At 51.4% G+C, this 26,353-nt stretch carries 21 protein-coding genes; 10 read left to right on the top strand and 11 right to left on the bottom strand.

Annotation, left to right across the window (positions count from 1 at the left end; all coding sequences use genetic code 11):
• Positions 1 to 246: 246 nt before the first annotated feature.
• The 4 genes from yidC to rpmH form a co-directional block, all read right to left on the bottom strand.
• Complete coding sequence (gene yidC, locus MAF45_RS07130; protein ID WP_237978936.1) at positions 247 to 1,980, bottom strand: membrane protein insertase YidC; 1,734 nt, start codon at positions 1,978 to 1,980, stop codon at positions 247 to 249.
• A gap of 65 nt (positions 1,981 to 2,045) precedes the next feature.
• Complete coding sequence (gene yidD / locus MAF45_RS07125) at positions 2,046 to 2,291, bottom strand: membrane protein insertion efficiency factor YidD (protein WP_237978950.1); 246 nt, start codon at positions 2,289 to 2,291, stop codon at positions 2,046 to 2,048.
• Positions 2,291 to 2,743: a ribonuclease P protein component gene (locus MAF45_RS07120; protein ID WP_237978934.1), complete on the bottom strand. Its 453-nt coding sequence runs from the start codon at positions 2,741 to 2,743 to the stop codon at positions 2,291 to 2,293. The genes yidD and MAF45_RS07120 overlap by 1 nt, the downstream gene beginning before the upstream one ends.
• Positions 2,744 to 2,770: 27 nt before the next feature.
• On the bottom strand, positions 2,771 to 2,911 hold the full coding sequence (rpmH, locus tag MAF45_RS07115) for a 50S ribosomal protein L34 (protein ID WP_022443127.1): 141 nt from the start codon (positions 2,909 to 2,911) through the stop codon (positions 2,771 to 2,773).
• Between the two features lie 425 nt (positions 2,912 to 3,336).
• Here rpmH and dnaA point away from each other — a divergent pair, with 425 nt between their 5' ends.
• From dnaA to MAF45_RS07100, 3 genes are all read left to right on the top strand, one after another.
• Positions 3,337 to 4,692 carry a chromosomal replication initiator protein DnaA gene (gene dnaA, locus MAF45_RS07110; protein ID WP_237978932.1) on the top strand — a complete coding sequence of 452 codons (1,356 nt, stop codon included), beginning with the start codon at positions 3,337 to 3,339 and terminating at the stop codon, positions 4,690 to 4,692.
• 49 nt (positions 4,693 to 4,741) lie between these two features.
• Positions 4,742 to 5,893, top strand: coding sequence for a DNA polymerase III subunit beta (gene dnaN / locus MAF45_RS07105; protein ID WP_237978919.1), 1,152 nt, complete (start codon positions 4,742 to 4,744; stop codon positions 5,891 to 5,893).
• 61 nt (positions 5,894 to 5,954) lie between these two features.
• Entirely contained in the window at positions 5,955 to 8,498 is a 2,544-nt protein-coding gene (locus tag MAF45_RS07100; protein ID WP_237978912.1) for a DNA gyrase subunit B, read from the top strand.
• A gap of 599 nt (positions 8,499 to 9,097) precedes the next feature.
• Here MAF45_RS07100 and MAF45_RS07095 read toward each other — a convergent pair.
• Positions 9,098 to 10,084 (bottom strand): IS3 family transposase, encoded by a 987-nt coding sequence (locus MAF45_RS07095; RefSeq protein ID WP_237978906.1) that lies wholly within the window; start codon positions 10,082 to 10,084, stop codon positions 9,098 to 9,100.
• Positions 10,081 to 10,464, bottom strand: a complete 384-nt coding sequence (locus MAF45_RS07090) for a hypothetical protein (RefSeq protein WP_237978905.1) — start codon at positions 10,462 to 10,464, stop codon at positions 10,081 to 10,083. Before MAF45_RS07090 ends, MAF45_RS07095 begins: the two co-directional genes overlap by 4 nt.
• A gap of 225 nt (positions 10,465 to 10,689) precedes the next feature.
• On the opposite strand from MAF45_RS07090, the gene MAF45_RS07085 reads away from it, so the two are divergent.
• The 4 genes from MAF45_RS07085 to MAF45_RS07070 all read left to right on the top strand — a co-directional run bounded on the left by MAF45_RS07085 (position 10,690) and on the right by MAF45_RS07070 (position 14,030).
• The gene (locus tag MAF45_RS07085) at positions 10,690 to 11,637 is read left to right on the top strand and encodes a 5'-nucleotidase (protein ID WP_237978903.1); all 948 of its coding nucleotides are present in this window, start codon (positions 10,690 to 10,692) and stop codon (positions 11,635 to 11,637) included.
• A gap of 420 nt (positions 11,638 to 12,057) precedes the next feature.
• On the top strand, positions 12,058 to 12,774 hold the full coding sequence (locus MAF45_RS07080; protein WP_237978902.1) for a cyclic nucleotide-binding domain-containing protein: 717 nt from the start codon (positions 12,058 to 12,060) through the stop codon (positions 12,772 to 12,774).
• Between the two features lie 17 nt (positions 12,775 to 12,791).
• A complete protein-coding gene (locus MAF45_RS07075) occupies positions 12,792 to 13,445 on the top strand; it encodes a BON domain-containing protein (protein WP_237978900.1) in 654 nt (217 codons plus the stop codon).
• 174 nt (positions 13,446 to 13,619) lie between these two features.
• A complete protein-coding gene (locus tag MAF45_RS07070) occupies positions 13,620 to 14,030 on the top strand; it encodes a hypothetical protein (RefSeq protein WP_237978898.1) in 411 nt (136 codons plus the stop codon).
• Between the two features lie 303 nt (positions 14,031 to 14,333).
• On the opposite strand, the gene MAF45_RS07065 is transcribed toward MAF45_RS07070, so the two are convergent.
• On the bottom strand, positions 14,334 to 16,037 hold the full coding sequence (locus MAF45_RS07065; protein ID WP_237978897.1) for an IS1634 family transposase: 1,704 nt from the start codon (positions 16,035 to 16,037) through the stop codon (positions 14,334 to 14,336).
• A gap of 14 nt (positions 16,038 to 16,051) precedes the next feature.
• Here MAF45_RS07065 and MAF45_RS11405 point away from each other — a divergent pair, with 14 nt between their 5' ends.
• Positions 16,052 to 17,794, top strand: a complete 1,743-nt coding sequence (locus MAF45_RS11405) for a transposase (protein ID WP_237978894.1) — start codon at positions 16,052 to 16,054, stop codon at positions 17,792 to 17,794.
• 196 nt (positions 17,795 to 17,990) lie between these two features.
• Here MAF45_RS11405 and menA read toward each other — a convergent pair whose 3' ends face one another.
• Both menA and MAF45_RS07050 read right to left on the bottom strand, forming a co-directional pair.
• A complete protein-coding gene (gene menA, locus MAF45_RS07055; RefSeq protein WP_237978893.1) occupies positions 17,991 to 18,911 on the bottom strand; it encodes a 1,4-dihydroxy-2-naphthoate octaprenyltransferase in 921 nt (306 codons plus the stop codon).
• Between the two features lie 49 nt (positions 18,912 to 18,960).
• Positions 18,961 to 19,236, bottom strand: coding sequence for a YbeD family protein (locus MAF45_RS07050; protein ID WP_237978892.1), 276 nt, complete (start codon positions 19,234 to 19,236; stop codon positions 18,961 to 18,963).
• A gap of 74 nt (positions 19,237 to 19,310) precedes the next feature.
• Here MAF45_RS07050 and MAF45_RS07045 point away from each other — a divergent pair, with 74 nt between their 5' ends.
• Complete coding sequence (locus MAF45_RS07045) at positions 19,311 to 20,123, top strand: biotin--[acetyl-CoA-carboxylase] ligase (RefSeq protein ID WP_237978891.1); 813 nt, start codon at positions 19,311 to 19,313, stop codon at positions 20,121 to 20,123.
• A gap of 243 nt (positions 20,124 to 20,366) precedes the next feature.
• On the opposite strand, the gene MAF45_RS07040 is transcribed toward MAF45_RS07045, so the two are convergent.
• Positions 20,367 to 24,263: a DUF3683 domain-containing protein gene (locus MAF45_RS07040; RefSeq protein ID WP_237978889.1), complete on the bottom strand. Its 3,897-nt coding sequence runs from the start codon at positions 24,261 to 24,263 to the stop codon at positions 20,367 to 20,369.
• A gap of 267 nt (positions 24,264 to 24,530) precedes the next feature.
• On the opposite strand from MAF45_RS07040, the gene ilvA reads away from it, so the two are divergent.
• The gene (gene ilvA / locus MAF45_RS07035) at positions 24,531 to 26,063 is read left to right on the top strand and encodes a threonine ammonia-lyase, biosynthetic (protein ID WP_237978888.1); all 1,533 of its coding nucleotides are present in this window, start codon (positions 24,531 to 24,533) and stop codon (positions 26,061 to 26,063) included.
• Positions 26,064 to 26,135: 72 nt separating this feature from the next.
• Here ilvA and MAF45_RS07030 read toward each other — a convergent pair whose 3' ends face one another.
• A complete protein-coding gene (locus MAF45_RS07030; protein ID WP_237978887.1) occupies positions 26,136 to 26,351 on the bottom strand; it encodes a hypothetical protein in 216 nt (71 codons plus the stop codon).
• Positions 26,352 to 26,353: the final 2 nt, after the last annotated feature.

Below are 26,353 nucleotides of genomic sequence, written 5' to 3'. Positions count from 1 at the left end.
GTTAACAGAATGTGGCCTGCTCTCCCGGAGTCGTCGCCTCATATCCAGTTCCTGTTCGTCAGGCTGACGTTTTGCTATCGGCTTCCTTCATCAGTTTGTTACCTCCCTGACTCTGCCGAGTCGCTAGCCCTTCCCTCGATCAGGCGGACGGTGGACTTTCACCACTGGTCACACGTGCGCTGCTGGGCGCACCATCAAAAAAAGGGGCACCTTCCGGTGCCCCCTGAGCTTCAGAACACAAGGCTTTTATTTTTTCAACGCCTTCAGTTCTTTCTCAGCTTTCCTGCGAGCCCTTTCCTCATCAATCTGTTTGTTGACATACCACTGCTGGGCAATAGAAAGGATGTTATTCGTCAGCCAGTACAGAACAAGGCCGGACGCAAAAATGAAGAACATCACGCTGAAAACGATCGGCATAATCATCATCATTTTTGCCTGAGTCGGATCGGCGGGCTTCGGATTCAACTTGATCTGAATGAACATCGTCGCCATCATGATCAACGGCAAAATGAACCAAGGATCCGGAGCAGCAAGGTCATGGATCCACAGCAGCCAGCTCGAGCCCCTGAGTTCCACGGACGCCAGGAGAACCCAGTACAGAGCCAGAAACACTGGAATCTGCAAAAGAATAGGAAGACAGCCGCCCATCGGGTTTATTTTTTCTTCCCGATACATCTTCATCATGGCCATGTTGAGGGCCTGCTTGTCGTTGCCGTATTTCGCCTGCATTTCCTTCATCCTTGGCCCGAGATCCTTCATGCGAGCCATAGACTTGTAACCAGCGGCGGAAATCGGATAAAGAATCGCCTTGACCAGCACAGTCAGCAGGACGATAGACCATCCCCAGTTTCCAACGAGGCTGTACAGCCAGGACAGAAGCCAGTAAATGGGCTTGGCAAGGAATGTCAGCCATCCGTAATCGACAACCAGATCCAAGCCAGGGGCAATTTCACTGAGCCGTTTCTGGGACTGGGGACCAACGTACAGCGTCGCAGTCTGGGACTTGGACTGGCCGGGGGCCAGTTCTCCCAAATTGGTAATGGAGCCTACGGCATACAGATCTTTGCCCAGACGACGGGTGAAGTTTTCCCTCTGCTGCTTTTGAGGGAGAACCCAAGCAGACAAAAAGTGCTGCTGAATAATAGAAATCCACCCGTTATCGGATTTCGCAGGATAGTCTTTGGAGTCTCCTGCAATATCCTTAAAGGTGACCTTCCTGAATTTGTCCTCCTCGGTATAAACAGCCGCACCAAGATAGCTGCTCGTGAAGGAGCTCTGCCCTTCGGGCTGATGATCATCCCTCACCAGCTGATAGTAAAGCGAGGGAGAAACCGGCTTGTCTCCCTTGTTGGTCACCTCGTGCGTCACTTCCATCCCATAATGTCCGGGCTGGAAAGTGAAGGTCTTCACGAGACTTATGCCGCCGGATTCACTCTCAAAACGCACATTAAGCGCCTTTTGATCCTTGGACAGGGCAAGAGGGCCCTCCAGAAGCTTGAATGAAGAGCGATGATTAGGAGCCGCCTCAACGCCAATGATGCCAGTCTGAGCTTCATAGAAGTGTTCTTTGGAATGATCGAACAAAACAACATTCTTGTGCTCAGCCTCTTTCTTGCCGAGAATCAACCCGACCAGACCCACCTCGTCCCATTTGGGAAGCTCGCTCATCTGCAGCAGTTCGGCTCGGATGACGCTCGCTCCCTGCTCATCAAAGGTGAGCTTCATGAGGTCAGTGGTCACCTCAACGCTCTTACCCTCCTGAGAAGCTGGAACCTGACCTGAAGCCTGATCCGCAGAAGGAACAGCGGCAGGCGAAGCCGGAGCGGCAGCGGCTGCAGAAGCCGAAGCCTTTGCGCTCTGTTCTGTATTCGTGCCAAAAAAGGAGGGGCGACCGTTGTAGACCTGCCAACTATCCCAGAGAAGGAACAATGCTGATAGGAATACAACCCAGACAAGAGTACGTTTGAAATCACTTCCCATAACAGGTTGCTCTCTTTTATTTAATTCTTACCCGGCCCTGAAAAAGATCAGGACATCGACAGCCATCAGGTTTTATTTGTCCAAAATTTCCAACTGAATTTTTCCGGCACAGGGTCATATCCCCAAGGTCCCAGAGGCTGACACTTTAATAGCCTTATCAGGGTCAGGTACAGGCCCTTGAAGGCTCCAAACCGCTCAATAGCCTGTATGCCGTAATGAGAACAGCTGGGGACAAATCTGCACTTCCATCCCCAAAAAGGAGAAAGGCAAATCTGATAAATGCGGATCATTCTGATCAAAATGATTTTCATCATTTTTCTGCAGAAGTATTCCGCTGCGAAAATTTCAAGAAAAAGCTTTGAAGCAACTGGTCACAGTCGCTTCTCAATTCCTTTTTGAAAGTTTTCAGAGAAATATCCTTACCCAGGCTAGGAATTTTCCTTCTCAAGCGAAGAATAACGTCCAGCGACACATGCTCATAACGCAGCTCGTGTTGCTGATGCCGCGCAGACTCACGCAGGATTCTCTTGATCAGAACCCGGTCAACGCCGCGGTGAGCATTTAGCTTTCCAACCGTGAACCCAAATCGGAGGCCGGTCTGAGGAAGAGGATGCGTCTGAAGCAGGGCCGTCAAAGCCAGCCATTTTGTCGAACAACGATATACCCGCTTTGTGCCAGAAGATAAAACAGCCCCGTAATCAGCCGTCTTGATCAGACGTCTGCTACGGGGCAGGGTATATCTTTTTCGCAAAGATTCTTCCACGGCTTTTCTCTGCCGTGACAGAACAGCTTACAGGGCGAGGGTGTGGCGGCCCTTTGCGCGACGCGCTGCAAGCACCTTGCGGCCGCCACGGGTGCGGCTACGAACCAAGAAGCCGTGGGTACGGGCACGTTTGATCTTGGAAGGCTGATAAGTACGCTTGGTTGCCATGATGAATCCTTATATTGTTTCTTTTAGCCCTAAATAAAAGGGCTGTATCCGGGTTGCGGCATGCATCCGAACCCTAAAAAAATCAGAGGCGCCTCAAGTCTTACAGGGCGCTTCAGAGAAATTCTGATATTAGAGCGCAAAAATACCTTTCTTGTCAAGCTTGTACTAGCTTTTTTGCTGAGAAGCAGATTTTTTCAGAACCGCCTCTCTAGGACACACAACCCTTAGTGCATATCTGCATTTTTTTCTCCATAAAACGTGGTGCAAATAGCAGCTGTTTCGCCCTTAAATCAATCATCTTGAGTCGAGGCACAACCTGTGGATAACTGGTAGAATAAGGAGTTCTGTAAGATGATATTGAAACTCCTCAAGAAGGTCATTAAGAAGCCGTTTTTGTCTCTTATGATTTTCTTTTCACATAATAAATGAAAGACTTTTGGAAAGACTGCTGCGATCGGCTGCGCTTGGATGCGCGTCTTGGCGGGGAGAAATATTCCAATTGGATTGAACCGCTGCAGATGCAGTCATGGGACCCGGAAAACGGGGTGCTGACGCTCGCGGCCCCGAGTAGCCCCAAAAAGGAAGTAACCAGGGACACCTACGGGGAAATCATTGCATTTCATGCGCAGCGCGCCAATGACGACCAGCCAGTCAAGATCATCTGGACGGTGCAGGAAGCCTCTCCCGTGCGCTCTTCAATGAGCAGCGCCCCCGTACGGCCGGAGCAGAAATCTCAACAGGTTTCGGACCAGCTCGCAAAATCCTGCGGCCTGATGACGGAACTCTCGTTTGAGAACTTTGTGTCAGGGTTAAGTAATAACGTTGCTTTGGGGGCCGCAATGTATGTCGCCAGCCACCCCGGCACCAAGTCATACAACCCCCTGTACATCTACGGCGGAGTCGGGTTGGGAAAAACTCACCTGATGCACGCCATAGGGCTTGAAGTTCTGAAAAGGAATCCCAGAGCCAGAGTGTTGTGCATCAGTGCGAACTCCTACATTTCTGAGTTCATGAAGGCCATAAAAAACCAGGATCAGGGGTTCTATCAAAGCTTCAATTCCCTGGACCTGCTTTTACTGGATGACGTGCAGATGCTGGGAGCCCGCGGCGGCACACAAAATGCTTTTTTCTCTACCTTCGAGTCTCTCGTCTCGCATGGCAAGCAAATCGTCCTGACCAGCGATACCTATGCCAGACAGCTGAAAGACGTGGATGAAAGACTGAAAAGCCGTTTCGCAGGCGGGATGTCTGTTCCAATTGACCCGCCGGAACTGGAAACGCGCCAGGCCATTCTCATGAAAAAGGCAGAACAGCGCGGAAAGGTCCTTCCGGAAAACGTGGCGTTTTTCATAGCAAAACATATGAAAAGCAACGTGAGGGAGCTAGAGGGGGCGCTGCAGCAGGTCATTGCTCATGCCCAGTTCAATGGCATAGAGATTTCCATTGAGCAGGCTAAGGTGGCGCTGCACGACATCATCACTCCGAATGATCAGATCACTGTTCAGGACATCCAGAAAAAGGTCGCTGATTACTACAAAATCAGAGTCGCTGATATGCACTCTAAACGCAGGCCGAAACAAATAGCTGTCCCTCGTCAGATCGCTATGTACTTATCCAAGAAGCTGACGCAGAAAAGCTACCCCGAGATTGGTGAATTATTCGGGGGCAAGGACCACACGACGGTTATTTACGCCTGCCAGAAAATAGAGACAGAACGGCGTACAAATGAAGAGCTCAATCATGAACTCCATGTACTCGAGCAAAACATTCAGAGTTTCTGATTTGTAGACCTGAGAAGGGTTTGTTTCCATTAAGCAAAAGGGTTAAATCATGCAAGTCATAAAAGGTCCGCGCGAAGCGTTGCTCAAGCCACTGACCATTGTCGGGGGCATTATTGAGAACCACCAGACTATGAACATCCTCAGCAATGTGCTCATTAAAAAAAATGGCACGGATGTCAGCTTTACAGGAACGGACCTTGAAATCTTGATCCGCACTCACAACAGCAACGGCGTTGATGGCGGGGATCCTGTTGCCTTCACAGTGTCTGCCCGGAAGGCACTGGATCTGTTCAAGGTTTTACCCGATACCGAAGTAACCCTCTCGCTGGGCGCGCCGAAAAAAAGCATCGGTGCGGAAGGATGCAACCAAATTTCCAGAAAACTGGAAGTAAAGACCACCAGCAGTCGCTTCGCCTTGCAGACGCTTCCCGCCGAAGATTATCCGGATTTTCCTCAGGCAGAATTTGAAAGCAAGGTGGTCATCCCCGCTACCCAGTTCAAGTACCTCCTGTCGATGGTGCATTATGCGATGGCCGTTCAGGATATCCGTTTTTATCTCAATGCCATGCGCCTGATCGTCAAAAACGGAACCATGAGCGCCGTTGCTACTGACGGTCGCCGCCTGGCTTACTGCGAGATTAAGCTTGACGGGGCCGACAGCTCCGCGGAAATGAGTGCCACGATCCCGAGAAAAACGGTCTCCGAGCTTAAGCGCCTAGTTCCGGACACAGATACGCCTGTCACCATTGAGATCGCCCCCAACCAGGCGCGCTTTACTTTCGAGGACGTAGAGGTCATCACCAAGCTGGTAGAAGGGAAATATCCTGATTTTGAAAGAGTCATCCCGACAAACAACGACAAACAGTTCCTTGTCAATCGCGAAGAACTGCTTGGGGCGCTGCACCGGACAGCAGTTCTCGCATCCGACAAATTCAAAGGCGTTCGTCTGCTACTAACGCCGGGCCTGCTCTCAATTCAGACTTCAAACTCCGAGCAGGAAGAGGGTAATGACGATATTGCGGTGGACTACCAGGGAGAGCCGCTGGACATTGGCTTCAATGTGAATTTCATGTCTGATGTCCTAAGCAATCTGAAAAATGACAAAGTGAAAATTTCTCTGTCGGGCCCTCAGTCGCCGGCTTTGATAACAATGCCTGACAGCGACTCTTTCAAATATGTTCTTATGCCCATGAGGCTTTGATCAGGCTCCCTTTTTAAGAATCTTGCGCAGCCACCGTGCACCGCAAGCAAGTTGATGATTTATGACTGACGAAAACATTCAGAACAAAGATACCTCCTCTAGCTACGGAGCCAATGCCATTCAGATCCTCGAAGGTCTGGAGGCGGTTCGGAAAAGACCGGGTATGTATATTGGAGACACAGATGATGGATCCGGACTTCATCATCTGGTATACGAGGTCGTCGATAACTCTATTGACGAAGTGCTTGCCGGCTACGCTAAGGATATCGTAATCACTATCCACAACGACCAGTCTGTTTCGGTGCTGGATGACGGGAGAGGCATTCCGACAGACATCAAATACGATGACAAACATAATCCGAAGCGCAGCGCAGCTGAAATCGCACTGACGGAACTGCATGCCGGGGGCAAGTTCAATGAGAACAGTTATAAGATTTCCGGAGGACTGCACGGAGTAGGTGTGTCCTGTGTCAACGCACTGTCCAAATGGCTGAAGCTCACAGTCTATCGTCAGCGGAAAACGTTTCAGCTGAATTTTGAAAAAGGGAAAGTCGTCAACCGGCAGATACGCACTGAAACAACGCCGGATGGAAAGGAAATCCGCACCTCACCGATGATAGAGGTTACCTCTGCTCCAGAGCACCCCAATGGGACTCTGGTTGAGTTCCTTCCCGATGACGAAATTTTTAAGAACGTTCTAACCTTCAACTACGACACCCTGCTCGACAGACTTCGGCAGCTCGCCTTCCTAAACTCCGGCGCACACATCATTCTGAAAGACGAGCGAACCGGCAAGGAGGAAGACTTAAAAAGCGAAAACGGCGTCTGCGGCTTCGTCAAATACCTCAACGAAATCGCAGAAAGAGAGCCCATCAATAAGGAGCCATTCCACGCCGTTAAAACGGTTGACAGCCAGGGAACACCCGTAACCGTAGAGGTCGCCATGCAGTGGCACGACGGTTACAACGAGGTTCTCGACGCGTACACCAACAACATCCCTCAAAAAGACGGCGGTACCCACGTCACCGGGCTGAGAAATGCCATGACCAGGGTCTTAAAGAATTACATTTCTGCGTCCGGTCTGGATAAAAAAGCCAAGGTTGAACTGGATCCTCTCGATATGAGAGAGGGCTTAACCTGCGTCTTATCCATTAAAGTCCCGCAGCCAAAATTCAGCTCGCAGACTAAGGACAAGCTAGTCTCAAGCGAAGTCCGCCCCGCCGTAGAGGAGGTCATTAATTCCGAACTGTCTGCTTATCTGGAAGAGAACCCTGAAACGGCGCAGAGGCTATGCGAGAAAATCGTATCTGCGGCCAGGGCCAGAGAAGCAGCTCGTAAGGCTAGAAATATTATTCGGAAAAGCGCTCTGAACGGAGGTGGATTGCCTGGAAAGCTGGCCGACTGTGCCAAAGGCACCCCTTCTTCAGAATGCGAACTGTTCCTGGTAGAGGGAGATTCAGCCGGAGGATCCGCTAAAGTCGGCAGAGACTCTAAATTTCAGGCCATTCTTCCGCTTCGGGGAAAAATACTCAATGTGGAAAAGGCCTCTGCAGACAAACTGCTGGATTCAGAGCAGATTAAAAATCTGATGATGGCGCTCGGAACGGGCATCGACAGAGATTTCAACATTGAAAAACTGAGATACGGCAGAGTCATCATTATGACCGATGCTGACGTGGACGGCGCTCACATCTGTACCCTGCTTCTCACGTTCTTCTATCGTCAAATGCCTCAGCTGATAGAGGAAGGACACGTGTTCATTGCGCAGCCCCCGCTTTATAAAGTTCAGAGAAAAGGGCGAAAAAACAATGAGGAGAAATATCTGAAAGACGATAAGGAACTGGCTAATTTCCTTCGCAACATAGCAACGGAAGATGCCGTTCTTTATTCTGACGGGATTATCTCTGCGCCGGAAAATGGAATTCGAGGAACTAAGCTTGATAATCTCCTGAAAAATTACCAGTCTGCCATCGATGTCATGAACAGTAACGCACGCTTTATCGACAAATCTGTTCTGAAGGCCATAGCTGCCGGAGTCGACATCGATCTCTCGACTCAGGAAAGAGCGCAGGCCTCGGCTGATGCTCTCTCGAAACAGATTTCTGATCCTGCCCTCACACTGAGCGTTGTTCCCTCTTCTGATAATCCAGGGCAATTCTCGCTTCGCATCACGCGGAAGGTGTATGGCACAAGCCACTACACCGAACTCACGCCCCAGTTCGCCAGTAGCGAAGATTATCAAGCCATCAGGTCAATCGGAACGTATCAGGCGGAATACCTGAAGCCTGGAGCAAAAATCGTCAAAAATGTCGCTGGAAAGCTTCGTGAAAAGAGTGTCGACAGCATCAACGCTCTTTATGAATGGCTGGTTTCTCTTGCCTACGAAGGCATCACGCTGCAGCGCTTCAAAGGGCTCGGTGAAATGAATGCCGATGAGCTCGGTCAAACAACTATGGACAGACGCGTAAGAAGGATGCTGAAGGTCTCCATTCCTGACGCAGTAAAAGCCAATGAAGTGTTTGAAAAACTGATGGGAGACGATGTGCTGAGGCGCCGCCAGTATATTGAAGAGAATGCCCACAGGGTATCCAATCTCGATATCTAAGCGCTCCTCTCTCAATATCCCTACGCCAACCGTGCATCTATCCTTCCATAGGTTTCCGTAGAGGGGCCTTTGCAGTTTAAGCCGATGAAATTCTTAATATTTCATCGGCTTAAATTTTTATTCCTTTATTTTTTCATCAGCCGTTAGAACCCTATTTTTATATACACGATTTCATCTGATTGATTTTTAATAGATATTTCTACATTAAGTGTCTAATTAGCGTCTAAAATAACAATCTTTTGTGAGATTTTTCATGTCTTTTCGGCTCAAGGTAACAAAGATCAATGGCAGGGAATACGCTGCGATAGTGGAAGACATTTACAGCAAACAGCGCCGTGGATCTTCTTCCAGGACAGTCAAAACTTACGGTGATCTTGTAAAACTCAGACAGGAAGATCCAAAAATTGACGAAAAAATTCAGAAGGAAATTGTAGTTTCCTGAAATAGGTTGACTACTTTTGCCTCTTAACCTTTAAAAAGTTTGACTCGGTTAAGTTGCTAAAACGGAAGAAAGTTGACTTCTTTCTCCTAACCCCGAAATAAGTGGACTGCCGTCGCCTTATTCCTTTCGGAAGTTGACTGCCAAAGTGCCGGCTGTACTAACCCTGCCGGCACGAATCCGAAAGTAAACATATCTCAGGGTTATTGCAAGCGTCGCGCTGATTTTTCAAGTGCATCTCCCTGCGGCTGGTCCGCCGTTTAGGAATATCTCCAACGTTGTCCGCAGCATCTCTTGGTGTCTTCATGTCTACGCTCATGTGAGGACGCTCCTCGTTGTAGAACCTGACGGCCTTCTCAACCGCCTTCGTTACTTCCTGGATGGATTCGAACCGGACGCCCTTCAGGAGCTCGTTCTTCATCGTGTTATTGATGCGTTCCGCCTGTGCGTTGTCCTTTGGATCGCCGGATTCAGTCATGCTGATCCGGATCCCGCGGGACCGCAGCCTGCTGACATAGCGGTCGCTGGCATACTGGCAGCCTCGGTCCGAGTGATGGAAAAGATGAACGCTTCCCGCAGGAACTCCGTCAAGGCGCTTGAGGGCCATGTCCAGCGCTGCCAGAGTAAATTCGGCGGCAAGCGCAGGGCCTGATGCCCAGCCTACGATTTCCTTTGAATAGGAGTCCAGTACCAGAGACAAATAGCAGAAGGCGTCATGCTCCTTATCAAGCCACATGGTGATGTAGGTGATGTCGCTGACCCACAATTGGTTGACCGCCGTGGGAATGAAGTCTTTCGCCAGGTTGGAGAACACGGGCAGTCCGTGCGTGGAATCCGTTGTCCGGGGCTTCCTGATGCGCTGTCTCAGCTTAAGGCCGCACTGATCCAGGACATCTGAAAAGCGGTCCCTGCCCAGCAAAGCCCCTCCCTGAAACTCTTTCCGGTACATAAGCCAGAGTTTGCCTCCGATTCCGGGGTCCTTCAGGCGAACCTTCTGCACGAATGAAATGGCAAAGTCTTCCTTTGCCCTGATCCGAAGCAGCCGGTTTTCATCATGCTTGTAAAAGGCCTGCCTGGTCTTGCCAAACAGCCGGCAGAGGCTCTCAATGCTGTATTTGCGCGAGTCCCTGCCTCGCAGGCTGATCACTGTTTGGCGCCACGTTTTTTTCGAATCGGGATGTTAAACCGCCTCTCGGCGATGTTAATCATCTCTTCATAAGCGTCAGCGCGCATTGATTCTCCGGCTGCCTGCGCCTTCAGGCGCGCGTTTTCCTCCCGAAGGGTTCTGATCAGTTCGGACTCAGCTGTCTTCGGAGCACTGCTGCTGCGGTTTCCTGGAGATTTGGGCATTGCCTTGGGTCCTTTCCGAAGATGCTCTTCATCATGATTGCGCAGCCAGCGCTTAATAGTGCTGTCTGAGACAGGGAACAGCCTGCAGAGCTGCCGGATACTCAGGCCTTTCTCTGTGCGGAGTTGGGTGATCTTGTTGTAATACAGGAGTTGCTTCTCAGTTTGGTATTTAAACATAGTGACTCGTCTGTTTGCGAGTCAACTTTTTTCAGGACAAGACAGTCCTCTATTAACACTTCAGCCCCAGAGGTTAGGGCCTGAATGCGGATGCGTCTTTCCATACAGGCTGTTTGTCGGATCCTCCGCTAGAAACTGCTTTTTCCTGGAAATACTGGTTATATTTATTCTGTGTTGTCAGCCTCTTATTGCAACCGTGGGCTAGAAATAAACGGAGCTCTTCAAATGACAACTTCAGCGACATTACAACAGAGAGACAAGCAAGACAAATTGATAGTTGCAGTCTCATCACGAGCGCTTTTTGATTTGGAAAAAGAGCACGGCTTGTTTGAAACAAAAGGAGTTTCGGCCTACCGAAAGTTTCAGATCGCTCACATGAATGAGCCTCTGAAGCCCGGTGTAGCCTTTCCGTTTATTAGCAGACTGCTGAAGCTCAATGAAATATTTCCTGATAAATCACCTGTGCGTGTTGTGGTGCTGTCACGAAACAGCCCGGAAACCGGACAGAGATTTTTTAATTCCTGCCGATACTACAAGCTCCCGATTACGACCGGGGCATTCACTTCGGGGCAGTCAACCTTTCCTTTTTTGCAGGCTTTTAATGCCTGTCTGTTTTTATCAGCCAACCGACAAAGCGTCATTCAAGCTAATGCTTGCGGGTTGCCGGCCGGACTTGTTCTTCCAAGCAATTTTAAGGATACCGAGCATGATGTCGGCTTGCGGATTGCCTTCGATTTTGACGGTGTTATTGCGGACGATGAGGCAGAACGTAAATTTCAGACTGAAGGCATTCAGGCTTTCCAGCGGCAGGAGACGGATAAACGTCTGCAACCTTTGAAAGCCGGGCCTCTGCAGACCTTATTTTCTAAGCTTTCAGAAATCCAGAAACTAGATGCAGAAAAAGGAAAGAATGATCCTTATTACCTTCCAGCATTACGGATAGCCATAGTCACATCAAGAGGTGCGCCAAGTGAACAGCGCCTGATTACGACGCTGAAAAGCTTCGGCATGTATGCTGCCGAGCTTTTTTTAATGGATGGACTTCCCAAGGACAAAGTTCTGGAGGTTCTTAAACCTCATATTTTCTTTGATGATCAGCTCAGACATCTTACTTCTGAGTCTGTTCCCTCTGTGCTGGTGCCCTTTGGAATCAATTCTGTCACTTTTGATTAATTAAAGTATTTATTTTTTAATTCTAAAAAACAACAATAATAACTGTCGTGATAATTGTTTGAAACTTTATATTTTTATTATTAATCAAAGAGTTGACATGTCGAATACTTTGGGGATAATTTTTAAGTCTTGAAGTTTATCGGCTGTGGACAAATGTGTATAAGTTTCAGCCCAAAAATATAACTGAAGTTTTCTGACAAAATATTACATGTGTTATTCTCTCAAGCCCTGTGGATATTTTTATATTTCACTAAAGATAAGGTGTGGATATGTGAATAGTTTAATATTTATTTAATAAACAATGTTTTGAGATTTGTATTCCTGTTGATAAACTGGGAATAACCCGAGAATATATAATGGAAGCTTCGAAGTCTGTCTCTTTCAATTCAGCTCGAAGTTCCCGATCCGCAGAAAAGTCCCATGGATAAAACCTCAATACCGTGGTTTGTGCCAAAAGTGTCGCCAGCGCTAGCTGTCATAGTGCGCAATTTGGGGCACAAAGTGACCAAGAACCGGGGCGATGTACTTTATAAGTCGGATAATCTTTTCGAGCGAGTGATCTATGTACAGTCCGGTATCGCAGCCAAGGCTGTTTTTTTACCGGGCTTCGATACCTCTTTTTTTGTTTCTCTTGCGTTGCCGGGAAGCCTGATTGGCTGTATAGATACCTTGTATGCCAATGATCAGCTGTCAAGGCAGCACTGGGCTGTGACCGGCTGTGAGCTGTTGACGGTACCCAGGGAACTTTTGCTTAAGCTCGCTGATCATGATGGACGGTGGCACCGGGAGCTGGCTGGATACAATGCCGGTTGCAATTTCGCTGATAGACTCGGACTGATGGTGAGCAGAGCAGGAGAGTCGGAGCGAAGGTTGGGTGTGTTTCTGGTGGCTTTTTTTCTAAGAAGCAGCGGGGCGGCCGTTCAGGAACTGTACGATGACAAGAAAGAATGGATAGCTCTGCCCGATCTTCCGCCTCGCCGGCTGATAGCTCAGATTATCGGTTGCGAAGTGTCCAAAGTGGATGAAATCCTTTTATTATGGATTCGAGGCGGTATTTTTAAGAAAATTCATAGAAGTTTATTGATAAGGCGTGAGAAGCTGCTTGAAAACTTACAGTGGCTGTCTCAATTTGCCTAGTTTCTGAGGGGCTGACCATGAAAATAAAGCTGTTGGTGCTTCTGGCATCCGGTGCTGTGGCGTCAGGCGCTTTGACAGCCTGTGCTCCGATCCTTGCTGGAGGGGTCGTTGCCGGTGCGACGACGGTTGCAACAGATCGAAGGACTACGGGGACACAGGTTAATGATCAGGTGATGGAAAGCCGCATAGAGTGGGAAATTGGGCAGAAGATTAAGTCTGATGACATGCATCTCACGGTGACCTGCTACAACGGAAAAGTGTTGCTGACCGGCGAAGTGCTCACTCAGGAAGAAAAAGAGACGGCAGGCCGTGTGGCACGCAGCAGTCTTGAGGTGTCTCAGGTCATTAATGAACTTGCGGTGCAGGTTCCCGCTTCGTTCAGCCAGAGGATGAAGGATTCGTCGCTGGCCGCCTCTGTTCGCAGTCGAATTATTGGCACCAGCAACGCAACGCTCAATCAGATGAAAGTCACAGTTGATCGCGGCATTGTGTACCTGATGGGGCTTGTGACTGAAGAGGAAGGTCAGGCGGCAGCTGCAGCGGCTGCAAAGACAAGCGGGGTTAAGCGTGTTGTCAAGGTCTTTGAATATCAGACAGCCGCTGAAATAAACAAAAGATTGGAAGCCTTAAAGGTTGAAAACCCCAATAATACGGATAAAGACCAGCAATAAGCCGCGAGACCGGTCTTGGCTTAATGAGATGGTCAGCCCCTATGGCGGAGCATTACTCAGCGACCATCCATCATGAAACCTTCATTAGAAAACAAAAGGAGCGCCCTTATTTCTCAGAAGATAACCCCGCCCGGGGTTATAACTGAGTTATCCCAAAAAGAGGAGCGCTCCACCATGAATTCTACCTTTTCAAGCAACCCCGCTGTTGTCATCGGCATTGATCTTGCCAAAAGCCACTGCGATGTCGTCGGCTACGACAAAGACCGGAAGATGGTGCTCAAGCGCCCCCGCATCGCACACAGGAAACTGCTTGAGATGCTCTCAAACATGCCCCGCGCTGTTGTTCTGATGGAAGCCTGCGGCGGGAGCCACTGCTTCGTCCGCAAGGTGCAGGCGCTGGGACACGACGGCCGGCTCCTGAACCCGGGCGACTGGGTTCGGAAAATCAAGGCTTCCGGAAAGAAGTACGGCGTCAAGGTCTGTGCCATTGCGGCCAAGCTCGCCCGCATAGCGTGGCGAATCCTACGAGAAAAGGACGCGGCGTACAGGCCTCAAGCCACTGTATCGGCCGGGACCGCAGCCTAAGACTGAACACAACCCCAAAAATTCTCAGGACCACGAAGGCCAATGTTGTCGTGACGATCCGGCTTAAGGCGACGGGAAGACGCAGGCTATTAAAAATAGTTCTTAAGCCCAAGATTTCTTGAAAAGTAGAACTACACCGTCTTTTTGTCAGTCGGTATACAGACGAAGCACCAACAAATCAAGCGATTAATATACGTGGCGCCGTAAAACATTTCAGAATATAATAGTTCTACTTAGATCTCATATTTTGAACTGTGCGTCATGGCGTTCATCCTGAAAGTCGTCTAATGAAACCACGAAAATTCAGTGAGTGACTCCCAGCATTTCAAGCAGCAGCTCGTCCCGCCGAATGGATTCCGTGCTCCAGCGCTGAGCGCCTCTGGGTGTCTGGACGGTCGTCGTTTCAACACAATCAAACCACTCCAGAATCTGAACCAGGGAGTGCGCCTCAAGCCACCGCTTGAGGCTGCGCTCCAGCTCGAGTTGCGACTGTGTCTTTGATGCGTCTTCTCTGCCGAGTTTTTCCTTCACGGCATCAATGGCCTTCGTCAGGAAGCAGTGATAGCCGAGCGCTACGAACTGGCAGAAGAGCCTGCCTTTGAGGCTGTCCGGGAACCACACGCGAGGTCGCCTGCCGTCAAGCGAGTTCTTCTGCACATCAAACATCTCCTCGATTTTCTCCCTCTCCCGGTGCATTCTCAGAGCTTCGTCGGCATTTTTGACCTCGTTCGAAACGAGCACGAAGAAGCCGAAGTACTTCCTGGCCTGCCTGAAGGCGTCTTCGTTAAACGAGACCTTGAGCGCGCCTCCCCGGCCGACACGGCTGCAGATGAGAAATTTTTCGGCTTTCCTCCTGCCTGCTTCGCTCAAAGGGTCTCCCGCCTCAACCGTGCGCTTGAGTTCGAGCAGATCATCAATTAAATTCTGTTCGTCCCTGCCGATGTTGTCCCGGTTGTAGAAGACATGAACATACAGACGGCGTTCAAACTCTTCCGTTTCACCGGCGGCAAAGCCGCCGCGCGTGCGCTGCCGGACCACAGAAAGCCGGTGCATGCGGCGGCGGGTGACGCCGCTGACCTTTTGATCGAAGGAGCACACGGCTTCAAGTCTGCCCACCTCTTCCCGGGCGGCGTCGATTTCTTCCCGCACCCAGGAGACGCTTGAGCGGATGAGCGTCAGGAACTTCATGTTGCCGCGGGCGAATTCGGCCATATTGCTCTGGCTGCAGAAGCCGTTGTCCGTCACTACGACGGGCCTGGCCAGCGGAAGGCACTTGATCTGCCTGAGGGTGTTTTTGATCGAAATGACATCGGGAATGTTACCGGGCTGTTTTGCAAAAGCGATCGGCTGCCTGTCCGACGTCGAGTACAGAGTCAGCAGCTTGATGGTGTTGAGTCCGTCCCGGTCTTTGTTGAAGCCTTGTCTTGCTTCGGTCTGGTTGTGGCTGTAGGTCGAAATCGTGGTCGAGTCGAATGCAATGCAGGGGTTGGTGCTGAGGCATGCCGCCCGCTGCGAGAAATACTTCTGCTGGCCGTCCTCATTGACTCCCACGTCGTGGAAGAGTTTTCCGTAAACGTCTTCGCTCAACCCGGGAGCATAAGGAGTCGGGTGGGTGATCTGCCAGGACTCGATGCGGGGCATCGGGGCCCCGTCGGTGGCGACCAGGTAGCGCGCGACCGTGTCAATTTTTTGAGCGGCGGGTTCTCCGAAACTCATCCGCAGCTGATCGGAAATTCCGGTCTGCCGCGAGACCCACTCCAGAAGATCCGTCGTGCCGGTGCACTGCCTTGAAGTCTTAGACGAGACCTTTTTAATCGATTTTTTCCTTGTCGACCTGATTTTCCCCGTTTCGGGATCAAGAATTCCCAGCAAAGTTGTTTTAATCGTCCTGGTCTTGCGGGTTTGCGGATCGTACTGCGTCTGGCGTTCGTAAACGTAGACGTCCCCATTGGGGCGGGTGATGCGGCGGGTGCCGATGTGAATTTTTCCCGTAAAAGGACGCGGCATGGCGATCTCCTATAGTGTATTCATATTATATAATAGCAACACTAAATAAGTCAAGAAAAAACCGGCGAAATTTCAATTATTTCGACGGTTCCCAGATTGATATCTGGCGATTTTATGCGGGCATTAGACGACTTTCAGGGTTCATCAAACCGCAGAAAATCGTCCGCAATGCCGACGGTTCCATCCGGAGCGGCTCAGCGGCAATCGTAGAAACCATCTATGAGAAGGGCGACCGCAAATACCACGCAAGGCACAAGGTCAGGGAGCGCCTTGGAAAGGTTCTATGGCTGGCCGAAGACAAGCGCAGCGGGATATTTGCTTCTCCGACGCGCGGCCTGGTCTGCTACAGCGCTGACGCAGATGCCTTCGAATCCGTGGGAAGCGACGATCCGCGCATTGCCGCGGACTTTTCGTCGGCCCAGCCGCAGGTCCACACGGTCTTCGGCGACGGATATCTGCTACTCAAATTTTTGGAAAAACAGGGCCTGATGCCCGTTTTGAAGGCCGTTTTTCATAAAGAGGGCGATTTTCTGAGGCTGCTCGGGCATGTGGCGCACGGCGTCCTGAGGGACGGAAGCCGCATAAATGCCAGGGACTTCCTGGAGAAGTCATTCCTTTCTTATCTGATGGGTGGGATCAGCCTTGAGAGCATGAGGTGCGACAGCGCGTTCTTCGCCAGGATGGGCTGCGACAGCACGCGGCTGGCTTTCTTCAGGGCCTTTGTGGCTCACGTGCGGGAAACGCATCCGGCATTCGGCCGCTGCTGCTATGTGGACTCGATGCCCCTGCCGAACGACGCCAGGAACAATCCGTTCAACGCTCTCTGCAGTCACGGAGTCAGCGGGGCCGCTGTGCAGATGCGGCTCGTCCTGGTTCTTGACGAGCTCACGGGACTCCCTGTCTGGTTCGATGTCATTCCCGGAAACGTGCTGGACCTGAGCACCGTCATGAACGTTGTCAACGACGTCGCGGTGAGCCTTGACGTGAAGATCAGCTCGCTGGTGCTGGATGCCGGGTACGTATGCCAGGACCTGATCAGGGCCTGCCACATCGGCACCGAAAAAAGCCTGATCGGCCGCATGCCGGCAAAGAAAGGCTATCCCTTCAAGACGCTGTACTGGGAAGTCAGGCCCCCGTTCGGAAGGGGCAAGTATGAGTTCGTCCGCGGCGAGCACACCTATTTCGGCAAGCGCAAGGAGATCACCCTCTTCGGGCAGGAGGAATACGCCTACGTCTATGTAGACCATGAGAACGCACTTTCCTTCTTCCGACAGTATCTGCGCGACTCTGAAGAGGAATTCCGGGAGCTGCGCGACAAGGACAAAGACTGGCTTGCCGTCAGGGGCGGCTTTTTCGTCCTGATATCCAACTGCTGCAAGTCGCCGGAAGATCTTCTCACCGACTATTTCGAGCGCATCAACATTGAGAAGGTTTTCAAGACGTCCAAGAGCTACCTGAGCCTGCTGCCCATCTCAAAATGGACTGACCAGACGGTTCGGGGCAAGCTTCTTTACGACATCATTAACACGATCATCTACCTGCAGTTGCGCGAGAAAATCGATTTGTCAGGCTTTTCTGTGTCGGAAATCATCGGGCGAACGCAGTCGCTCATGTGCTGTCGCGACGGCGACAAGGTCACGGTGGAAGTGCCGAACAAGCAGACCAGGGAATTCTATAGACTGATGCAGATTCCTGTCCCGTCGCACCTGTCGCTGAAAGCCGAATTGCAGACGCTTGGCTTTGATGCTGCCGTGTAGTTCTACTTTTCAAAATATCTTGGGTTTAATTTAAACTTTTTAGGACTTCTTGAAGGAAAGATAGTCATGCCAGCGCATGATTCAGGGAAACTACGCCCCTAACTCTTCGGGCTGACCACGTATTTTAAAGGAAAACTGTCCGACTACGTCCGGGAAGTCTGCAAGCTTCCCCGGGCCTGCGCAAGCCACGGTATTTTTAAAGGCAGTGGATAAGCGTGTCCAGTAAAGCTCCCAATGAGAGCAGAAAGGCAAAGCGTATCTCAAGCTTTATTGTGCCCAGCATGGTGTCGTTGAGTTCATAGCCCTCTTTGTTCAGAAAATCGCCGTAAAGTTTCTTAATTTGGTAGATCGGTATCAGGCTCAAAAGGTATGCGGCGTGCTCTGGCCATACGGAGACTGTTGCAAGGACCAGAGCGAAGGGCGCCAGCAAAAGGCAGAGGTAGAGCCTTGGAAACTTTTTTTCTCCAAGAACAACCGCCAGAGTTCTCCGGCCGACAGAGGCATCGTGTCGCATGTCACGCCAATTGTTGACAGCTAGGACCCCTGCTGCGATGGCCCCGCAAGCTGCACCTAAGGCCAGAGATATGAAAGAAAATGTTCCGGACTGCAGATAATAGGTGCCATTCACTGCGACCATTCCGAAGAATATAAAAACCGTGAACTCTCCCCATGGGGAGTAGGCGATGGGTTTTCGCCCGCCCATATAAAGGTAAGCTGCAGCGACCGAGCAGACTCCCATGAGAACAATAATCCACCCTCCGATGGTCACCAGCGAGACGCTGACAAGAATAAGCACGGTTGAGAGGATGCGAATCGCCACGTCCACTTGGCGAATACTCAGCCAACCTTCGCTAGTAGCCCTAGGAAAGCCTTTTCGATTGCTTCTTTCAGCCTTTCTTTTGGTGTAGCCGACGTCGTTTTCCATATTGGTCAGGGCCTGAATTCCTACGGCGACCAGTATCGTGAGGAGAGCGAGCGGTAGATTCCCGGTGTGTTCAACAGAAAGAGAAGCGGTTATCCCGACAAGAACCGGGGCGAGGGCTATGCCGAATGTCTTGGGACGGATCGCCGCAAGCCAGGCCTGCAGGGACCCTTTTTTTATTTCGTTTGCTGGCATTTTTTGAGAAAAGAGGGAAGAGTGAAAAAGTTTAGGCGGCAGTGGCCGATTAAAGCACAAACTTCACTCCTTCAATTTTCACGAGCTTCGCATAGAGATGATCGAGGTGTTCCCGGCTTTGAGCCTGTACGACAACGCTAAATGATTCATAGCGGCCGCGGGCAGACAGTCTCCTTGCAGTTTTTTCCGGGCTGTACTCAGGACAGAGTTCGAGGACACAGCTGTTGATTTCATCAAAGAGGGATTTTTTTTTGATTCCCACTACTTTAATGGTAAAGGGGCAGGGGAAAACAAGAACCTGCCTGCGCTGGTTTTCTTCTTTCATAAGGATTGGCAGAATGGATGTGCAAGAATTAAATATAGTAGCAACTGACTTTATCTATTTTTCCATTTTCCGACATGACCGGATCAAACGCTGAGACGCGGTTCATCAACGCACCTGCTGTTGCAGACAGCCTTGCCAGTCAGGGATGGTCAATTGTGGTGTCTCCGGTAGAAGTGACGGCTTCTACGAATACCGACCTCATCAACTATTTTGAGCACACCAGGGCTCGCACGATGATTTTAAGAGTAGCGCATCACCAGACCGCAGGCCGCGGTACTCATGGAAGGGCGTGGAATGATGCGAGTGAAAGCCTTTTGTTTTCTCTAGGCCTGCCCTCTCTGCCTGCCGCTAAGATGGCTCCGGTTCCCGTTCTCGTAGGCTTCGCAATCGCCGAGGAATTCCAGAAATTGAATGTGCCGGTTTCAGTGAAATGGCCGAATGATCTTTGGCTTACCACGGGAAAAATGGGCGGGATTCTTTGTGAAATGGCCGCAGGGCCTTCGATTGTGATTGGAGTGGGGATTAATTTGGACCTTCATCAGCACCCTCAGTGCAAGGCTGACATGAGTGCCGCTGCGGCCCTGTCCTCCATTCATCCTTTGGAAGATGTCGTGGAGAGCAGAACGTTCTGGCTCCTGCGGGCCGTGTCTGCGATTTTGAAGTCGGTTGGCGAGTATATGAGGAAGTCCTCGTTGCCTGACTGGTCTCGCTGGAAGAAATTTGATTTTCTGGTTGGAAAACGCATTTCTGTAGACAATAACGCCGGTCAGGTGGAAACTGGTCTGTATTCCGGTATTGACGCACAGGGGGCTCTTTGTCTGAGGGATGAAAAGGGTGTCCTGCGCAGGTTTATATCTGGAACGGTCAGAATTCTGGAGGCCTCATGAAATTCGTTTTTATTGCTCTGGCTGTGATTTGCTCTCTTCTGGGGGCCTACCAGATATATATTCAGAATTACCTCAGTTCTCCTGCAGGAATCAGCGCCCAGGAGGTGTCTCCGAATCATATGGAGAATATACGACCGGTATTTACGCCCCCGGATTCCGCCAGGAGCAGTGCTGAAAAGTAAAAACTGCGTGTTGTCCTCCCTGACGCTGCGGACGGCGCCAGAGAGGGAACAAGCAGAAGTTTTACAGGAGCACGTGCTCCAGCCCTCCGCGTGAGACAGATTCCAGCGTCTTTTTTGCCCAGTCAGGCCCTATGGCCTGGCGTGCAAGCTCTACTGCCAGAAACTCCGCCTGTATCCGCGTCCTGCTTTCATATCTGCTGAGGCCTTGGAAACAGCCTGGGCATGTGGTGAGCACTTTGACTGTACCGTCGAACGGACTGTTCCCTTGGCTCTCCACTTTTTCCTTGGCTGCCTTCAGGCTGAGCTCCTTGCTCAAGCGGACCTGATTGGCGATATCTGGCCTGCCCACGGCGAACGTTCCGGATTCTCCGCAGCAGCGTTCCGTCAACTCAATGGAGGAGTGGTCCGCGGGCTTAATCAGCGAGCCGACGATTCCCTTTGGATTCTGACTGAACGGGGTATGGCAGGGCGAGTGATAAAGGTAACGGGTGTTGCTTTCGCCATTGACATTCATCCCTTTCCTTGCCAGGTATTCATGGATATCCATCAGACGGCTGCCGGGGAAAATTTGTTCAAGATGGTAATCCCTGAGTTGCTTCAGGCATGTGCCGCAGGACACGAGGATCGTCTTGATGTCCAGATAGTTCAGGGTATTCGCCATACGGTGGAACTGCACCTTGTTTTTGGTGACTATTTTCTCCGCCGTTTCCCGCATCCCGTTGCCGACCATGGGATAGCCACAGCACATGAACTGAGGTGGAAGCACCGTGCGTACACCCGCACGCCAGAGAAGCGCTAGGCAAGCCAGGCCTATCTCTGGGAAAAGGCGGTCATTGCCGCAGCCGGGGAAATAAAAGACTGTTTCCAAAGCTTCTTCCGGCAGATCCGGGTTCCGTATGACCGGGACTACGCTGGGGTCCGTTATGTTCAGAAGGTGCCTTAAGGTGGTGTGCATCCGCGGACGCGGCAGCTTTCTGTTGGCCAGCAGGAAATAGGAGCGTTTTGTGGACGGATACTCCGTTGTCGGCGTCGGATGCGTCAGGCTGGGTTTGGTGGTGACCTTGACGGCGTCAGCCGCCAGCCTCTGGGCCAGAAAGCCGTAGTCCACCAGAACCGTTCTTGCCAATTTGATGGATGCCGGGCTCTGCAGGGTGAGGAAGCCCAGCCCAGCCCGCTTCGGCAGATTGCTGCGATGGTAATTGTTAGCGGCCAGGAAATTTCTCAGCTTGATTGTGACTTCGCCGAAATTGATTTTGACTGGGCACGGCGGCAGGCATTTCATGCATACCGTGCAGTGGTCACTCAGGTCCGCCAGCGCATCCAGATGCCGTCGGGAAAGGCCTCTGCGGGTCTGCTCTTCATAGAGGTAAGCCTCAATCAGCAGCGAAGTGGCGATGATTTTGTTCCGGGGAGAATAAAGCAGGTTGGCAGTCGGAAAATGCGTTGAGCAGACCTGCTTGCATTTGCCGCAGCGCAGACAGTTCTGGATGGATGAGGCGATGTCCTCAAGTTCATTTCTCTGCATTAGCAGAGTTTCTGCCGACAGCAGCCTGAAGCTCGGCGTAAAGGCGATGCTTAGATCAGTCTCCTTGCGCAGCTTTCCCTTGTTGAACAGATGGCCGGGGTCGACTTTGTTCAGATAATCGTAAAAAGGCAGAAGCTCTTCGACCGGAACATATTTAATCTTTGTCATGCCGATGCCGTGCTCGCCGGTGATGGATCCTCCCAGCTGCCGTGCTGTCTTCATGACCAGATCTACGCCCTTGTAAGCCTCAGCCATCATTTCAGGATCTGATGAATGCACAGGGATATTGGTATGGACATTGCCGTCTCCGGCATGCATGTGCAGGGCGATGAACAGCCGTTTCCTGAGGATTGAATCATGGATCGCCTTGATTTTTTCTTCCGCTTCCGGAAGCCCTTCTCGTGCAAAAAGCCTGCAAAGCGGCTGCTGGACCTCTTGTTTCCATGAGACCACGAGGCTGTGGCTGAGCAGCAGCTGTCGTATCTCCATGTCCGGGTCTATCTTTTCCGGCAAATCCCAGCCAAGCCTCTGGGCGTCCTGCCTCAAAAGGATGGCAGGGTCCGAGAAATGCTCAAGTAGCCACGTCCATCTTTCTCGCGCACGACTGAGGATGCGGCAGGCTTCATCCAGGCACTCTGCGCGCGGATTTTCTTTTGCGTTTACCTCAGAAAGGTCGGAAGGGCGGAAGATTTCCGAAGAGTCCAGATAGTTTTGTGCGGCTTCGACCATCTCCAGCTTGTTTGCGATGGAATGCTCGATGTTGAAGAATTCGCAGGTATTCGTGTATTCGCCGAGTTTTTTGAGCGGAATGACAACGTCTTCATTGAGCTTGAAGGCGTTGGTGTGGCGGCTGATGGCGGCGGTCCTGGCTCTTTCATTCCAGAACTGTTTTCTTTTTTCCGGGGTTTTGGCGATGAAAGCCTCGCCTTGCCGCTGTGAGCAGATCTCAGAAATCTTAAGTGCGTACTTGTCCAACGCTTCTTCATTGTCCGCGACTATGTCACCGACAAGCACCATCTTCGGGTAACCGCCGCACCGACTTTTAACAGGATATTCAACGGCCTTGAGATAACGCTCATCCAAGTGCTCGAGTCCTGCGAGCATCACGCCGTCGGGCTGAGAATCGAGCATCGTGGTGATCGACAGAATAGCCTCGCCTGCAACGCTGGCAGAGCCGAAGAATTCAAGGCAGACGGTTCTGCCGAATTTGGGCATACGATGCAGGATCCACCGGGCGGCTGTAATGACGCCGTCGCACCCTTCTTTCTGGACGCCCGGAAGTCCCTGCAGGTATTTGTCAGAAACGTCTTTGCCGAGTCCTGGCTTTCTGAACAAAGGTCCGGACAGAGACAGTTCCTTTTCTTCAAGCACGGGAGCTTTCTCTGGAGGGAAACGGCCATCCTTGACCGTGACTTTGAAAAGCACCGTTTCCTGCTTGTGTATTTTCCCAAGATTGTGGTTCACGCGGGCAACCTCCAGCCAGTTGCCGTCCGCGTTGACCATGCGCCACCACGCTAGGTTGTCTATGGCGGTGCCCCAGAGCACAGCTTTTTTCCCGCCAGAATTTTCCGCAATGTTGCCCCCGATGGTGGAGCTGTGCGCGGAGGCCGGGTCGACGGCGAAGACAAGATGCTTTTCTTCCGCGCGTTCTGATACCCGCTTTGTGACGACCCCGGATTCTGTCTCTATGGTGAACACGGCCTGCTCAAGTCCGGGGAGCATCGTCTGCTCTATGGCCCCGATGCGGGTGAGCTTTTCCAGGTTGAGAATAGCCGTGTGCTCGGACAAGGGGACAGCTCCCCCCGTATAGCCAGTTCCGCCTCCCCTTGCAATCAGCGTCAGTCCGAGGGACTGGCAGCCTTTGACAAGCCCGGGGATTTCAAGTTCGCTGTCCGGATACAGGACGACGATGGGGTAGGCGACTCTCCAGTCCGTAGCGTCAGTCGCATGGACAGCCCTGTCGTACGGGCTGAACCTGATGTTTCTTTTTTTCGTGACTTTTGACAGCCTCTGGAAAATTTTCTCCCTGTATTCAAGGCGGCCGTCGAACTGTTTTTCAAAATTAACAATGGCTTTTTCAGTCCTACCGATCAGATCTTCGACGGTTTGATCTCTCTCGGATCCGTCGTTTTGCCGGCGTTTTCCCATTTCCGCAAGCCTGTGCCTCATGGCCTGAACCAGCAGTTCCCGGCGGGGCTTGTCCTGAAGCAGTTCCTCTTCAAGATACGGGTTTCTCACGGACACCCATATGTCACCGAGAATTTCATAGAGCATGCGGGCGCTTCTGCCGGTTCTGATATGAGGCCTCAGCGAAGAGATTTTCGTCCAGGCATCAGGGCCCAGAAGCTTTGAAACTATTTCACGGTCAGAAAAGGACGTGTAGTTGTAGGGGATTTCTCTTCTCTGCTCTTGAGCTTGGCGTGGGGCTGGCATGTTTGTTTTTTCCTTGGGTAACTGCGGCGCAGCTGTTGGAATCTGCCGCGCCAGTGTGTTCTATAGGAAGTTATATCTCATGTTGTGCGCTGTTAGCGTTTTTTAGGCCTATTTTTTAGGCTAATCCGTCTTTTTTTTGTTATTTATTAATTCTTTTATGTATAAATTCGAATTTTACAGATCCTGATAATATATAAAAGTATATATATTTAAGAAATGGTTTTTTTTAAAGAGTATCATTAAGAAAATTTTTTATAGGACACCTCCATGCTGGCACAGGAATATCTTCGCCGAATCTTGAAGGCGAGAGTCTATGACGTCGCGCACGAATCGCCCCTTGACTATGCAGCGCATCTGTCTGACAAACTGGGCAACAAAGTTCTTCTTAAAAGGGAGGATCTGCAGCCGGTTTTCTCTTTCAAACTCAGAGGGGCCTACAACCGGATGGTCCATCTGTCGCCTGAGGAGAGAAGCTGCGGCGTGATTACGGCCTCGGCGGGTAACCATGCTCAGGGCGTGGCCCTTGCGGCCAACAGGCTGCAGTGCAAGGCGGTGATCTGCATGCCCATCACGACTCCGTCCGTTAAGGTCGAGGCGGTGAAGAGGTTTGGGGGCAGGTTTGTAGAGGTGATCCAGGAAGGGCGCTCCTACAGCGAATCAGCCGAATGCGCGGCCCGGCTCCAGCGTGAGCGGGGACTGGTGTTCGTGCACCCTTTCAACGATCCTGACGTCATTGCCGGACAGGGCACCATCGCTATGGAGCTGCTGCACCAGTATCAGCCTTCGGACGGCGATCAGATCGACGCCATCTTTGCCGCCGTCGGGGGAGGAGGTCTGATCTCCGGCGTCGCCGCCTACATTAAGGCGCTCTACCCGGAAATTCAGGTGATCGGCGTGCAGACGAAGGATTCCTGCGCCATGAAGCGCTCGCTTGAAGAGAAGCATCCGGTGTTTCTCCCTCAGGTCGGGCTTTTCTCCGACGGCACGGCGGTCAAGCAGGTGGGAGATGAAACGTTCCGCATATGCCAGCAGTATGTGGATGACATCGTTCTGGTGGATTCCGATGAAGTGTGTGCGGCCATCAAGGATATTTTCGACGACACTCGCTCCATTGTCGAGCCTGCAGGAGCTCTTGGCGTAGCCGGCATCAAGGCGTGGACGCGGCGCAACAGCATTCGCGGCAAAACGCTGGTAGCCGTCAACAGCGGCGCAAATATGAACTTCGAGCGCCTGAGGTTTGTGACAGAACGCGCGGCCATGGGCGAGGAAAAGGAGGCGATGTTTGCCGTCACGATTCCGGAGGAAAGGGGCTCTTATCGGAAATTCTGCAAGTTGCTCGGCGAGAGGAACATCACCGAATTCAACTATCGTATTTCCGCCGAGAAAGAAGCTCAGATTTTTGTCGGAATCCAGACAATAAGTTCCGGAGATGACGAGAAGCTTGTGTCGCTGTTCCAGCGGGCGGGCCTTAAGTGCCTCAACCTCACGCACGATGAGCTCACAAAACTGCATCTGCGGCACATGGTGGGCGGCAAGAGCCCGCTGGCCGTCAACGAGAGGCTTTATCGATTTGAATTCCCTGAATACCCCGGGGCACTGATGGTCTTTTTGACTGCGCTTAATCCTGCGTGGAACATATCCCTTTTCCATTACAGGAACAATGGTTCCGATTATGGGCGCGTCCTGGCCGGGATCCAGGTGCCTCCCGAGGATGATGCCAGGTTTCAGCAGTTCCTGGACAATCTGGGATATCCCTATGTAGATGAAACAGCCAACCCGGCCTACCGGCTTTTCCTTTGATAGACGCGGGCGACTGAGCTGTAGCCGCGGCCCGCGCATTCTGCGCAGGCCGGCGGCTCAGCCTTCACCTTCTCAGTCTTCTGATAGGACGATGTTGCCGGATTCATCCTCAAGGACTCTGTAGTCCCATTTCTTGTTGCCGCTCATGTCTTCAAGCCAGGCTGCGCGAGGGAGGCCGTACTCATCTTCATAGGCTGTGATGAACATCTGGGCTTCAAGAGGGGTGGCGAAATTTTCTTCAAAGTCGCCGTAATCTACGATGACCTGAGTGACTGTGTCGCGGCGCATTT

Origin of the sequence: Mesosutterella porci, assembly GCF_022134585.1 — a bacterium.
Classification (GTDB): domain Bacteria; phylum Pseudomonadota; class Gammaproteobacteria; order Burkholderiales; family Burkholderiaceae_F; genus Mesosutterella; species Mesosutterella porci.
The sequence above is the reverse complement of the archived record's forward strand: the minus strand, read 5'-3'. Positions and strand labels throughout refer to the sequence as shown.